This is a genomic window from Escherichia sp. WS1118 (assembly GCF_046487695.1).
Lineage (GTDB): Bacteria > Pseudomonadota > Gammaproteobacteria > Enterobacterales > Enterobacteriaceae > Escherichia > Escherichia coli.
In genome coordinates, this window is sequence record NZ_JBJQIZ010000010.1 from 33,732 (window position 1) to 47,207 (window position 13,476).

A 13,476-nucleotide genomic window follows, 5' to 3' on the forward strand; every position below is an offset into this window, starting at 1 on the left:
TAAAAAGGCCCAACCACATGGCCAGGCCTGTTAAAAATTGCAAAGCATCAAAACCAGGGAATAGTGGCGGTTGCGCTTAATCCATAACTACTAAATTCCCCTTTAACCGGTTCTTTGAGCAAATCACCATGACGGATAAACAACTTGAACAGTTGCTGACTCGACAAACTCTTCATATTGAGAAAAGGTAAATCAGTCCGCTGTTCAGCCTGCGTCGCCAGTCGTTCAATTGCCTGTTCTTCAGTTAGCCAGCCTTTTTTCACTGAACGCCTTAACAGACGCTGAGGGTTACTTTTAACCTGCACACGGCTTACTACTCGCCAGCCTTTTATTTCTGGAACGGGAGTGACAGGTGAACATTGGCAATAGTCCGTTAGTCCTTTACGCCACGTTGAGGCTTCAAGCGCCTGCAATGCCTGGGCGCTACCATGCAAGCGTAAACGCGCTCCAGGCATAACATTTACGTCAGGGAAACTCACGCCGATATCGCCTTGCCCTCTTGCACCTAATACCCGATGCAGTTTTGCAAATAACGCCGCCATCAACATTTCGCTCGAAAATTCAGGATCTGGCAGAACGCGGATCTCAAGGTAGTGATCCATTGGCAGCTCCTTATTCCGATTTCTCACCAAAGACACCGCCACGGATCAGCACAGCCATCACGTAGTGCTGCTGCTCAACGTCTGGTTTCATCCCTTTAGTCACCCAATTGTCCAGTAAGGTATAAAAGTCGAGTTTTTCTTTCGGTTGACGGCAGGCCACACCGCGACTGGTTACAGAACCGTAAGGTTCCACGGCTATAGCCCCCAATTCATCAACCTTTGGATGCCAGGTATCAATGGTACGTAAAGCATTGCCAATCTTCTGAGAGTGAATACCGGCAATGCCAGCCACCTGGTATAACACGCGACTTTTACTACTGTTGCTGTCGAGTACCAGCTCCTGCGACGGAAAAACTTCTTGCCCGGCACCAAGACGAACCTGCGCTTCAACGGTAAGCATCACCCACTCTTTTGCGCTTAATCCTTGCTCTATAATGGCCGCCAGCTGCGTGACCGCTGCCTGTCCCTGGTCAAATTGACGTAAAGAGAAGTCATGGCTGTTAAAAGTCCATGACGTCTCGTTAGCAGTCACTTTCACCTGGATCTGTTCGGCACCAATGCGGTTGCGCCACAGAAAACGACCATTTGCCAGATTCAGCGCATAGCGAAGCGCCAGCTCTTTAAAGCCATGTTCGCTGATGTAACCTTCAATGACCCCGGAAAGCGCCTCCTGGTAAGCCATATCATTACATACTGACGGTGTGGATAAATTACCCAGCACACGCAGCGTAAACACCACCTTTAACGTATCCGTATCTACCGGAAGCGAAGCCACATCCACCCGTTGCAGGTTGGCTTTTTGGATTTCAGCATCCAGTTTTGTGGGATCGCTGACAATGGCATTTTTCAGGCGATTAGAGATGGTTCCGCGGACCGCTTTCTCCTGAATCTCAATGGGTTGCCATTCATTTCCTTGCCAGTTACCTGCGTACATTACCGCGTCAGAGGTTGCCAGTTTGCGCTCAAATGCCAGTACCGACGCCGTTTTTATTGCTACAGGAGCCTTTGCCATAATTATGTCCTTATTCTAAATCGTCATATTCATTAAAGGTAAAATCATCAACAACTGGCGTTGCCGAACAATAGTAGCCAGTGTCCGTTGTGCGGTAACGCCACATCAGCGCTTGCAAGTCTGTAGTGCGATGTAATCCGCGCCATTCGCCAATGCCATATACCGCTTCGGCAAAGGCAAATGGCGTCACGGTGTCGCGCGCATTTTCAACTTCACCGGGTGCGTAAACAGGAGAAATGCGTTGGTAGCCACACATTAACGGTACCAGGAAACCAGGTATTGGCTTCGGCTGGTATACCCATTTTGCGCTGTTGTCTTCAGCCGGAGATTCGGCCTGATATTTAATCGCGGCGAAATCAAGCCAGGCATCCAGCAACGAGATGTCGGGATGTTGTTGGTGATGTTCAGCCAGCCATTCACTGCGATCGTAAAGCGCATAACCCGGCATTAACCGCCAGACGATTTTACGCAGTTGCTTTTCATCTTCAGGCGCATGAAAAAGCTGCGGATCGCGCATACTGACAATGCTGCCGCCCGCCAGTTTGTGGCTCTGGCAAAGCATTTTCAGATAGTCACAAAGAACTTTTCTGCCATATTCACCATTGGTGATTTCGCCATTACATTCAATCAGTAGAGAAACCGTCAAGTGCATGCGGCCCTCTTCATTGAACGAGGCGGTTTTACCTTCTCTGGTTAATGGGTTACGGGTGAGAGCGAACTGAAAATCGCGCCCAGAGCTGTACGCCTGAATATGCTGTTCATGGCTTACTACCGCACAACCATCAAAACTTACGCCAAATTCATCCACGACTTTGCGAGAAAGCGCATGGACATAACCGAGAAAATGGGTCATCGACGGGAATCCCCAGGTCAACCCGGAGACAGCGTTAGCGTTTTCGATGCGTATATGGGGTAACAAGAGCAGATAACTCATTTCAGCGCCTCCTGCAAAACAGCTTCCATTTCACGCATCCGTTGAGCGAACAGAGACTGGCTGCGCCACTCTTTTTGTTCGACAGCGCCTACGTCAAAACTGGATTTTTTCAGGCGATAGTTCAGCCAGCGTGCGAAATCATCGGCGACAGTTACTTGCCAGTCGTTTTTCTCACGCTCCTGTTTGAAAGTCTCATCTGAGAGGCTTCGCCACGGGTCCAGCCAAAGTTGTTGGTGGCGAGGTAAGTCTGGTGATTGTGCGGACCATCCCTGCCATTTTTCTTGCTGAAAAGCGGATGCCTGCATGAACAGCAAATCGATCAACTCATCAATATATTTCGCCCGCACAGTTCGGATATGAACATTATTTGTGTCAACCTTCAGCAGGTAAGTCATCCGGGCTATGATGCCTGAAGCCGCCCTATTGAAATCGCCGCGTAAGGCAAAAATACTGTGCATTTTTTGTGGTGCGCGATCCAGCGGCCCCCAGGCAGGCGGCATTGACGGCAACAGCCAGACGCGCCCACCACGCACACTGTTTAGCAAAGAAATATTCTGCGGTTTTGTGCCGCCGAAATGCATTTCGGCAAGATTAGGAAACCGGATATCTGGCTGGGAGTGCCATTTTCCTGCTTTGCGGGCATCGCGAATGGCTTTCGATTCCTCACTAAAGCGCCCGGCGGTTAGCTTTTCATACATCGCCTGGGCCAGTGAACTGGAAAACAGTGGGCATAACAGGTGATAACCATCCGCAACAGGGAAATAGATTTGTTTCGCCAGTTTATGGCTGGAAGGCTGTCCAGTAGTCCATGCCTGGCTAAACCCAGCTACCCACAGCTCCAGTTGCACTTTATCCTCTGCAAACGTACTTAATGCCTGATAATCACCACGCTTCAGGCTGGCAAGCAGTGAATCTCCGTTCACATCGGTTTGTAGCAACTTTGCTACGTCAAGTGCAGCGGCGTTACCAATCGCGTCAGTAGCGACATTCGCCAACGATGCTGTGTTTAAATAGCTTTCGTTAGCGGAGGTTTCCAGATAAAAGCTACTGGCTTTAGAATCACCATGACTGAATTTAGCGCCATGAGTGACTAATTTGATTTGCCCGGCACGCTTTGCCGCATCCGTTAACCAGTTACGTGGCAAGTAGCGTGCTTCGAGTTCCTGCCGCTCCTGAGCGATAACGCTGGCGTCCTCGCCCTGTTCCACTCGCTTTGCGGCTTCTTTTTCAAAGGCATCGATTTTGGGTTGCCTTCGCGAAGCGATGTATTCAGTAATAAATTGTATTAGCGCCGTTTTTTCCATATCGGCTCCTTTTCGTTAATCCATCAAGTCGAAGTTGCTCCCTGATTTCACTGAAAAATCTCCGTAGCCCAACATGGCTTCAGTACAACTGACATACACAGCAAAAGGGACAACACCAGTGGTGATCACACAAACAAACTCTCCTAGAGATATCTTCTAAAAGATATTATTAAATCTCATGTAATCACCATAGGTGATATTAAAGCAACTTAATATTTGCCACGCAATAGTTGAAGCACTAACATACCCAAACTGCCTTGAGCAGCTTAGAAATAGAGGTATCTCCGGATACGGACTTGTAAACTGCCGTACAGGCAGCTCGCGCCCCATCACATGTTGCGAAACACACCTAACCAGGGGTGATAACGCCAGTCATCGACCGCATCTTCTTCACTGACGGGTACTCTCACCTCCGCAAACTTTTCCCCAACGTTTGCTATCTCACAACTTTGCTTATCAGCTAAATTCAACAAAACGTGTTGGTAATCCATCACGCCCCAGCAAGCGACGCCGCTGGCGCATCTCACCTCTTCTCGCCTGAAATTCCCTTGCGCTTTACGCTCGTTGTCGCCCGTGCGGGAATAGAAACGCGCTTCGCTTTCTTCATCATCCATATGCAGAAAAAACACCGCCTCCGGCAAAGGGGAATAACGAAATGGCGTCTGGCGCTGCATCCAGCCGTTCCAGCTTAGCGGTGCACGCCACCATTGCGCCGCCACCACATGTTTGCTTTTACTGCTCATCAATTCGGCGGATAAACGACTATGTTCTAGCTCCGCCAGTTTGTTGGCATTATTGGCAGACAGGATCCGCGGCAAGGCGTTAATCGTCCGGTAGTCCGCGATCGGAATCAGTTCGCAAATATCGTGGCTATTCAGCAAGTGTTCTTTTGTTTCGAAACCAGGCTTACAAAATGCGGGGGCTTTTTTCTGCAATGATTTGATATTGCTACGCAAAATAACCAGATTCTCACTGGTCGGCACATTTCTACGGTGGCGCTGAATACGTCCGGCAAATTGAATTATCGAACGCATGGAGCTTGGTTCGATAATTCCCCAGTCCGCATCCCAGTCACGCCCCACTTCTATAACCGATGTCCCCAACACCACAAACAGATGGTGCGATTCCGGACGGTTATGTAAGGCATCTGCGATATCTTCGTTGTTCCAGAAATCGAGTTCGTTATGACGAGTAAAAGCGCGGTCCAGTCGCTTCTCAATATCTGAACGCACCGCCAGCGGATGTCGGGAGTGGTAAACACAGTAATGAATGCAGACATCTTCTGGTGAAGGAATGGCAATCAGGGCTTTGGTCACCGCAACCAGTGGATTGATATTCGCGAAGCGCACCAGGCCCAGCGAAACGGTTTTACCGCTTTCGTGTCGCTGGCGATGCGCCTGATGCAACTTCAGCATTTGCGTATGCACCGTCTGGGCCACACTTTCGGTAACATCTTGTATCGCGCCTGATGCTGATGAAACCGAAGCTACACGCCCGAAATGCAGTCGTTCTTTTTCAGCCAGCATTACCGCTCGTCGTGCAACAAATTTGGCATGAGCATCACGAAACCCAGGTCCGTCGTAAATTTGCGTGGCATCAGCATCTTTTTCATCAAACCAGGCGCAGCATATATTGACAGGCCTGCCGTTGATACCACAAGACGCCTGCCACATTTTTCGCCCAGCAAGATAAGCCGCGAACAGCGCCTGAATCAAACCTGGCGGTAACGTCGCGGAAGAAAGTAATACCCGCGTTCCCAGCATCCCGGCCCAGTTCATCAATCGACATACCGCATGAAGATCGGCAATATCAAAGTCATCAGGTTCGTCGAGCACTAAATCGCTGGTTAACAGGCGCAACATCGCCGGAAGCTGTTTCCCGCCTCGCACGCCCTCGGTCGCGGAAATAAGATGATCAATCGTCGAGACCAGAATCGGCGCGCTTACTAACTCCTTAAGTTTGCTGTCATCCTTCAACCATTTTTCCAGCGCCCCGGTATGCAGGCTGCCTTCGTACTTAACGAACTGTTGCTCCTCTGCCGGCGACTCTTGCGAAGCACTTCCGCAATCATTGTCTATTTTTTCCTGTTGCCACAGTTGATTAACTGCCGCCGAACCAATCAGTACCGCCAGCTCATCCTCACCCAGCCCAAGCCGACTGCGCAGAGCATCGCCGGTTTGTAAAGTCAGCGTGCGCAATCCCAGCGCAACGGTAAAGCGGCACCCTTCTCGCTCGTCGGCAAGTGCATACATAATGCGGGCGTTCGCAAAGGTTTTACCACACCCCGTCGAGGCCATATTGACGCCGAAAAATCCCTCTTCACGACTTCGTTCACGTAACGCTCGCGCCACATCCCAGGCTTTATCTTGCCAGCGATAATTCACATCTGTAGCCCGCTGGCTAAAACCTTTATGTCGGGCAATTGCCGGAAGCGATGCCCGTGTGTGCATCAGTTGCCGCCCAAGCAGATACGCATGATGCGCGACGCCCACAAGGTGTTCGTCTACCCGTTGTTTGAGCGTGCCGCTTTGGCGATCGCTATTTGCCCAGACGATATAATCCGGGTCCTGCCATTTTTGCTGCGCATCGCTTGAGGAATAGTAATGATCGGCAAGCATCAGACAAAAACGCGCCATATGTAAGGGGAACAACTGTTCCATCTGCCCATATGTCTTTAAACCGAGCGCGTTGCTTGCCCGGCGGGCTATCTGACGCGCTTTTTCCCGCCAGCTCGCGCTTTGAAGCGGCGTTCCTGATGGAAACTGCCAGACGTGCGCAAAATCCTGTTGTGACCAGTCATCTCTGCGGTGGTTAACGGCATTCCAGTCAGCATTAAGTTGCTTCTCCAGCCAACTTTCACACCCTTTACATGATTGTTCCGACTGTGGAGAAAGATTCTCCGGCATTCGATGATGGGAAAGGATCAGCCAGCCTACCGTTTTGGCTAATGGTTGCAGCGAACTGAACGGGCTATTTGAAAATTGAGGAGTGTCTTTTTGCAGGCGCTCAAGAATCGCAGATTCATCATCTGCCGTGAGTTCGCCAAGCTTCGCCAGCCACACATCGTCGGGCCGATCACCGACAAACGTCTGAAAGAGCCGCAGTGAGATCCATTCATGTCGGTAAGGTTGATAACTGCGGGTATTCTTTTGAGTCAGGCTTTGCTGAAAGCTGCGTCCTGATTTACCAAAATCATGAAATAGCCCAGCGATAGCCGCCAGCAGTGCAATACTTTCCGCGCACTGCCAGCGATTTTCTTCTTTGTTCACCAGGCTGATTTGCGTTGTTCGATTTGTGGGAACGCGGCCTTGAGCATTAAAGCGACGAATATTGCCGACAATCCACATCAGCTCCGTTTGCCCATTCTTCTTCAGCCAGTGACAAGCCACTGCGGTATTTCGCCTGGCGGTTTTGCGCAGTAAACGGCGGAGTGTATTAACGCCTTCCAGAGTAATCACCGTTTGCCATGCTGCGTCACCAGTGCGTTCGGCAAACTGATCAATAATACGGCAGCTTTCCACGCGAGCATTTTTCGTACAGCGTGAGATAATTAGGACATTCATTGGTCAGCCTTAGCCAGTGCCTGGGCCGTTTCCTGCAGAGAGGTGATCATGACATCCAGCGCATCCGCTTGTTGAAAGATATTAACACAGCGTTGACGAAACTCCTGAGCATCTTCTCCCGCCATTGCGGCAATAAATGCTTGCGGCATAACAAGAGCATCTTTAATCAGATCGGCAAGGTCAAAAACAAGCCCGCCGCGACGTGTCTTACCATGCATTACAGCTAAACCGTGCGGGATACCTGTTACCCACGCCGCCACTGCTGCCAGTCCATAAGCCAGATAATTCCCTTGATCGAGGAAGCGGTTGGCCATATCGATACCACCGCCCCGTTTTGCGCGAGTGAAATCGCCATACCCCACGGTTTGACTGACCATTTTGTATAACGCTTTAGTCAATTTGGCCTCAACGAGCATAAGCTGCGTATGGTTTTCTGCCGCGTCTATTTCTTCACAAGTACGATTCAGGAGGGTATGCAGCGCATTAACATCAGGTTGAAATGCGTGTTCACGCAGCATTTTCGAGCTGGACCAGTGCTTATCGATATGTGTCAGGCGGATTAACTGAAAACGTTTCGCGGCAGCAAGTCGTTTGTCTTCAACAAACCAGAAAGAAACCCACTGCTGGAGATACTCTGTAGGGCGATATTCACTTTGTGGGCTGAGCCAGGAGACATCAACATCCACTTCATTTGCTGAATACAGCGGCGTGCCATCCGTACCACAAAAGCCTACCATCACCCCGGCATGAGCAAATTCACGCATCGCCGCCTGGGTAACGGAAGTTCCCATTCCCAGCATCAACGCCGTGGTATTCGCAATGGGGATATTCCAGTAGTACGACTCTTTACCTTCGCTGGTAACATACTCCACCCGCCCACCATTCACCTGTACCCGGCATTTTTCCAGATAATAAATATTGGCGCGTTTGGAGTGGAGAATGGTTTTGAGATCGGAAGGCGTAAGGTAATTCGAAGACATAAACACATCCTGTGATTATTTTATATTTGAAGGTATTGGGCTTAGTACAGCATTGATTTATGTGCTGAAAATTGATTTCCATCGCAATTATTACGATTGTTATTGCGTGCTAACGCTAATGGTTTGAAGTTGAGAGTGTCATTGCACGACCAAACGTCTAACACTATCGTAGTGTGAATACTGCCTGTACGGCAGTGAACAAGGAGAGACGGTCGCACTCTTCAACGTTCAGTTTCTAAGCTGCCTGTACGGCAGTGAACTTGGCCTCGGTTGCGTGATACGCAGTTACCGGTTTCTAAGCTGCCTGTACGGCAGTGAACAACCGCAACCGCGTCAACGTGTATGCCGACCATTTCTAAGCTGCCTGTACGGCAGTGAACCATATGGCGATTTATGCAGGCAAAGGTATTCATTTCTAAGCTGCCTGTACGGCAGTGAACTATTTCGGGGTTGACGCTGATACAGGGCTTGATTTCTAAGCTGCCTGTACGGCAGTGAACCCTTTTGCAGCGTTCATGGGGGCGGCTTTTGCTTTCTAAGCTGCCTGTACGGCAGTGAACGATGACATCGCGCTGCAGCGCGGAGAAATTCATTTCTAAGCTGCCTGTACGGCAGTGAACTGGCGAGTGCTCGACGCTCAATTTTTCGGAGTGTTTCTAAGCTGCCTGTACGGCAGTGAACTATATGAACCGCGATGCAGCGATTCACCGACCTTTCTAAGCTGCCTGTACGGCAGTGAACAATTCCTGAATACAATCGGGTGTCATGTTGATTTTCTAAGCTGCCTGTACGGCAGTGAACTTACGCACCGCGTCACGCGCGGGCATCGTGCATTTCTAAGCTGCCTGTACGGCAGTGAACTTCGCTTGCTGCGGTGACAGCCCAAAATTACTTTTCTAAGCTGCCTGTACGGCAGTGAACTTTTGTGCCTGTTTTTCGCTAATTCCATTGCTTTTCTAAGCTGCCTGTACGGCAGTGAACTATTTAATCACTATGAAATGGCATTCGCTGTTTTTCTAAGCTGCCTGTACGGCAGTGAACCGTATTAACGGTGAGGTTTATCGCCTGATTGTTTTCTAAGCTGCCTGTACGGCAGTGAACGTCTCACTCCGCGTGAGTGTGAGCACCTCCAGTTTCTAAGCTGCCTGTACGGCAGTGAACGTCTCACTCCGCGTGAGTGTGAGCACCTCCAGTTTCTAAGCTGCCTGTACGGCAGTGAACGTATTGTCGGCGCATACCGCATGACCGCGTTCTTTCTAAGCTGCCTGTACGGCAGTGAACTGAACACCGCATAAAAAAGGCCGCTTTGTAGCTTTCTAAGCTGCCTGTACGGCAGTGAACACAAGCTGATTCCTCAAAGGCTCATTTCAAATTTTCTAAGCTGCCTGTACGGCAGTGAACATGGCGACAACAAAACCATCAAATGCCGTATTTTTTCTAAGCTGCCTGTACGGCAGTGAACAATCGCGGCATTTTGCTGTGCGTTCATGATGTTTTCTAAGCTGCCTGTACGGCAGTGAACTTGACCGGGTAATCCGCGTTCACCAGTTTTTGGTTTCTAAGCTGCCTGTACGGCAGTGAACCTGTTGCTCGGGGTCTATAAATGTGCCGTATACTTTCTAAGCTGCCTGTACGGCAGTGAACTCAAATACTACACGTTTAGCCCGTTGTTAATAAAGCAAAACCATCTCAATCTCCTGCTGCCACCCTTTTTTATCCTTACCTACCCGCAGCACTAATTATCAATAACTTAGCATCATCATTAAAAAAAGGGTCTGAACCTCCTCCCCCCATAAATAAAAAGTCCGTAACCCCTGACGAGATTACGGACTTCACTAACCTACCAGACAGTCAGATTAATGCGCTGCTTCCGCCTTGTGCTTTTGTGCACTCTGGAATCCGTAAGTCAGCTCATTTTTCTCTTTATCCAGCGCGACGGTGACCTGACCGCCGTCCACCAGCGAACCAAACAGCAGTTCGTTGGCGAGCGGTTTTTTCAGGTTGTCCTGGATGACACGCGCCATCGGACGTGCGCCCATTGCCCGGTCGTAACCTTTCTCGGCCAGCCAGTTACGCGCTTCCTGGCTCACTTCCAGAGAAACACCTTTCTGATCCAACTGAACCTGCAACTCGACGATGAATTTATCCACCACCTGATGGATCACGTCGGTTGACAGATGATCGAACCAGATAATGTTGTCGAGACGGTTACGGAATTCCGGTGTAAAGATCTTCTTGATCTCTTCCATCGCATCGGTGCTGTTATCCTGGTGGATAAGACCAATGGATTTGCGCTCGGTTTCACGTACCCCCGCGTTAGTGGTCATCACCAGCACCACGTTACGGAAGTCCGCTTTGCGTCCGTTGTTATCGGTCAGCGTACCGTTATCCATCACCTGCAAGAGGATGTTGAACACGTCCGGGTGCGCTTTCTCGATTTCGTCCAGCAGCAGCACCGCATGTGGATGCTTGATGACCGCATCAGTCAGCAAACCGCCCTGATCAAAACCAACGTATCCCGGAGGCGCACCAATCAGACGGCTGACGGTATGGCGTTCCATATACTCGGACATATCAAAGCGCAGAAGCTCAATGCCCAACGCTTTCGAAAGCTGTACCGTCACCTCTGTTTTCCCGACCCCAGTAGGGCCGGCAAACAGGAACGAACCGACCGGTTTATGTTCGTGACCTAAACCTGCACGCGCCATCTTAATGGCTTCAGTCAGCGCCTCAATGGCTTTATCCTGACCGAAGACCAGCATTTTCAGGCGATCGCCGAGGTTTTTCAGGGTATCGCGGTCACTCTGAGAAACACTCTTCTCTGGAATGCGTGCAATACGGGCCACCACGGATTCAATATCCGCCACATTAACGGTTTTCTTGCGTTTGCTTACCGGCATCAGACGTGCGCGAGCGCCCGCTTCGTCGATAACATCAATCGCTTTATCCGGCAGATGACGATCGTTAATGTATTTCACCGCCAGCTCTACCGCCGCACGCACCGCTTTTGCGGTATAACGCACGTCGTGGTGCGCTTCATACTTCGGTTTCAGGCCATTGATGATTTGAACAGTTTCTTCGATTGACGGTTCAGTAATATCAATTTTCTGGAAGCGACGCGCCAGAGCACGGTCTTTCTCAAAAATGTTGCTGAACTCCTGATAGGTTGTCGAACCAATTACGCGAATTTTACCGCTGGAGAGCAACGGTTTAATCAGGTTAGCCGCATCGACCTGGCCACCAGACGCTGCACCCGCACCGATAATGGTGTGGATCTCATCAATAAACAGGATGCTGTTAGTATCCTGCTCCAGCTGCTTGAGCAACGCTTTAAAACGTTTTTCAAAGTCGCCGCGATATTTTGTGCCCGCTAACAGAGAACCGATATCGAGAGAGTAAATCGTACAGTCAGCCATCACTTCCGGCACATCGCCCTGAACAATTCGCCATGCAAGCCCCTCCGCAATCGCGGTTTTACCGACACCAGACTCCCCCACCAGCAGCGGGTTGTTTTTACGGCGACGGCAGAGAACCTGAATAGCACGCTCCAGCTCCTTCTCACGACCAATCAGTGGGTCGATTCCGCCCACTCGCGCAAGCTGATTCAGGTTCGTCGTGAAATTCTCCATACGTTCCTCCCCACCAGCTTGTTCTTCGCTGTTTGGCTGGCTGCCAGGATCAGAAGACTGTGTCGGCTCGTCTTTACGCGTGCCATGAGAGATAAAGTTCACCACATCAAGACGGCTGACTTCATGTTTGCGCAACAGATATGCCGCCTGCGACTCCTGTTCGCTAAAGATAGCGACCAGAACGTTTGCACCGGTAACCTCATTGCGACCGGAGGACTGGACATGGAAGACCGCACGTTGCAGTACACGCTGAAAACTCAGCGTCGGCTGTGTGTCGCGCTCCTCTTCACTGGCAGGCAGAACGGGTGTGGTTTGTTCAATAAAGGCTTCCAGTTCCTGACGGAGCGCAACCAAATCCACAGAACACGCTTCCAGCGCCTCCCGGGCAGATGGGTTACTGAGCAGCGCCAGTAACAAGTGCTCGACGGTCATAAACTCATGACGGTGCTCGCGCGCTCTGGCGAAAGCCATATTTAAACTGAGTTCCAGTTCTTGATTGAGCATAGGCACCTCCCCCAATTTTTATGCCTGCATTCAGGCTTTTTCTAGCGTACACAGCAATGGATGCTCATTCTCCCTCGCGTACTTGTTCACCATTGCCACTTTGGTTTCTGCAACCTCAGCGGTAAAGACTCCGCAAATGGCCTTCCCCTGGTAGTGAACAGCGAGCATCAATTGCGTTGCACGTTCTACATCATAAGAAAAGAATTTTTGTAACACGTCAATAACAAACTCCATCGGAGTATAATCATCATTGACTAATATCACTTTATACATAGATGGCGGTTTTAGCGCGTCGCGAACTTTTTCTTCCGCCAGTTGATCAAAGTCCAGCCAGTCGTTCGTTTTACCCATTGTCAGTTATCATCTTCGGTTACGGTTATCGGCAGAACGCCCTGCCGCTGACAAGAGCTTATTTGCCTGACCAATCTACTCCACATGATAGATAACTATCATCTATCGTTGGCATCAGCGACATCTGTCACATTCCTGTCAATAGCGTTAACTGCTTCAAATTTTTGATTCATACCTGCCCCCTGGCCCCTGTCAAATGCTTGACGGCTCGCCCTAATTCTCTAAATTGTATTTCTAGAGTTGGCGAGGTTTTGAACAGCCCCCTCTCTGACCCCGGTTTATTCCATCTTACTTGTATAAGATTTGCGAAGGATGTCGAAGCATGGAAAAGGGTACTGTTAAGTGGTTCAACAATGCCAAAGGGTTTGGTTTCATCTGCCCTGAAGGCGGCGGCGAAGATATTTTCGCTCATTATTCCACCATTCAGATGGATGGTTACAGAACGCTAAAAGCTGGACAATCCGTTCAGTTTGATGTCCACCAGGGGCCAAAAGGCAATCACGCCAGTGTTATTGTGCCCGTCGAAGTAGAAGCGGCAGTCGCATAGCTCTTCTGTCTCATTGTGTACATCCTAAAGGCAAAATGCCAGCCCGATCG

General features: G+C 50.0%; 10 protein-coding genes and 1 CRISPR repeat array. Of the genes, 1 reads left to right on the top strand and 9 read right to left on the bottom strand.

Annotated elements, in window-relative coordinates; translation table 11 throughout:
• Nucleotides 1–47 precede the first annotated feature (47 nt).
• The 9 genes from cas6f to yljB form a co-directional block, all read right to left on the bottom strand.
• A complete protein-coding gene (cas6f, locus tag ACJHYO_RS17120; RefSeq protein WP_000350182.1) occupies nt 48–602 on the bottom strand; it encodes a type I-F CRISPR-associated endoribonuclease Cas6/Csy4 in 555 nt (184 codons plus the stop codon).
• Between the two features lie 10 nt (nt 603–612).
• The gene (csy3, locus tag ACJHYO_RS17125; RefSeq protein ID WP_001029748.1) at nt 613–1,614 is read right to left on the bottom strand and encodes a type I-F CRISPR-associated protein Csy3; all 1,002 of its coding nucleotides are present in this window, start codon (nt 1,612–1,614) and stop codon (nt 613–615) included.
• Between the two features lie 10 nt (nt 1,615–1,624).
• Nucleotides 1,625–2,548: a type I-F CRISPR-associated protein Csy2 gene (gene csy2 / locus ACJHYO_RS17130; protein WP_033555144.1), complete on the bottom strand. Its 924-nt coding sequence runs from the start codon at nt 2,546–2,548 to the stop codon at nt 1,625–1,627.
• Nucleotides 2,545–3,852: a type I-F CRISPR-associated protein Csy1 gene (gene csy1 / locus ACJHYO_RS17135; RefSeq protein WP_042020509.1), complete on the bottom strand. Its 1,308-nt coding sequence runs from the start codon at nt 3,850–3,852 to the stop codon at nt 2,545–2,547. The genes csy2 and csy1 overlap by 4 nt, the downstream gene beginning before the upstream one ends.
• A gap of 329 nt (nt 3,853–4,181) precedes the next feature.
• Entirely contained in the window at nt 4,182–7,415 is a 3,234-nt protein-coding gene (cas3f, locus tag ACJHYO_RS17140; RefSeq protein ID WP_061336328.1) for a type I-F CRISPR-associated helicase Cas3f, read from the bottom strand.
• Nucleotides 7,412–8,395, bottom strand: a complete 984-nt coding sequence (gene cas1f, locus ACJHYO_RS17145; protein ID WP_000097886.1) for a type I-F CRISPR-associated endonuclease Cas1f — start codon at nt 8,393–8,395, stop codon at nt 7,412–7,414. Before cas1f ends, cas3f begins: the two co-directional genes overlap by 4 nt.
• 172 nt (nt 8,396–8,567) lie before the next feature.
• A CRISPR array of direct repeats spans nt 8,568–10,039; the repeat unit is 28 nt; unit sequence TTTCTAAGCTGCCTGTACGGCAGTGAAC.
• Nucleotides 10,040–10,251: 212 nt separating this feature from the next.
• A complete protein-coding gene (gene clpA / locus ACJHYO_RS17150) occupies nt 10,252–12,528 on the bottom strand; it encodes an ATP-dependent Clp protease ATP-binding subunit ClpA (protein WP_000934041.1) in 2,277 nt (758 codons plus the stop codon).
• Between the two features lie 30 nt (nt 12,529–12,558).
• On the bottom strand, nt 12,559–12,879 hold the full coding sequence (gene clpS, locus ACJHYO_RS17155; RefSeq protein WP_000520781.1) for an ATP-dependent Clp protease adapter ClpS: 321 nt from the start codon (nt 12,877–12,879) through the stop codon (nt 12,559–12,561).
• A gap of 98 nt (nt 12,880–12,977) precedes the next feature.
• Entirely contained in the window at nt 12,978–13,052 is a 75-nt protein-coding gene (gene yljB, locus ACJHYO_RS17160) for a protein YljB (protein WP_001406719.1), read from the bottom strand.
• 149 nt (nt 13,053–13,201) lie between these two features.
• Here yljB and cspD point away from each other — a divergent pair, with 149 nt between their 5' ends.
• On the top strand, nt 13,202–13,426 hold the full coding sequence (gene cspD / locus ACJHYO_RS17165; protein ID WP_000410785.1) for a cold shock-like protein CspD: 225 nt from the start codon (nt 13,202–13,204) through the stop codon (nt 13,424–13,426).
• The last annotated feature ends 50 nt before the right edge of the window (nt 13,427–13,476 follow it).

Excerpts from the sequence above, each read along its gene's own strand:
- csy3 (WP_001029748.1), bottom strand. The coding sequence starts at position 1,614 with ATGGCAAAGGCTCCTGTAGCAATAAAAACGGCGTCGGTACTGGCATTT.
- clpA (WP_000934041.1), bottom strand. The coding sequence starts at position 12,528 with ATGCTCAATCAAGAACTGGAACTCAGTTTAAATATGGCTTTCGCCAGA.
- csy2 (WP_033555144.1), bottom strand. The coding sequence starts at position 2,548 with ATGAGTTATCTGCTCTTGTTACCCCATATACGCATCGAAAACGCTAAC.
- cas3f (WP_061336328.1), bottom strand. The coding sequence starts at position 7,415 with ATGAATGTCCTAATTATCTCACGCTGTACGAAAAATGCTCGCGTGGAA.
- clpS (WP_000520781.1), bottom strand. The coding sequence starts at position 12,879 with ATGGGTAAAACGAACGACTGGCTGGACTTTGATCAACTGGCGGAAGAA.
- cas6f (WP_000350182.1), bottom strand. The coding sequence starts at position 602 with ATGGATCACTACCTTGAGATCCGCGTTCTGCCAGATCCTGAATTTTCG.
- cspD (WP_000410785.1), top strand. The coding sequence starts at position 13,202 with ATGGAAAAGGGTACTGTTAAGTGGTTCAACAATGCCAAAGGGTTTGGT.
- cas1f (WP_000097886.1), bottom strand. The coding sequence starts at position 8,395 with ATGTCTTCGAATTACCTTACGCCTTCCGATCTCAAAACCATTCTCCAC.
- csy1 (WP_042020509.1), bottom strand. The coding sequence starts at position 3,852 with ATGGAAAAAACGGCGCTAATACAATTTATTACTGAATACATCGCTTCG.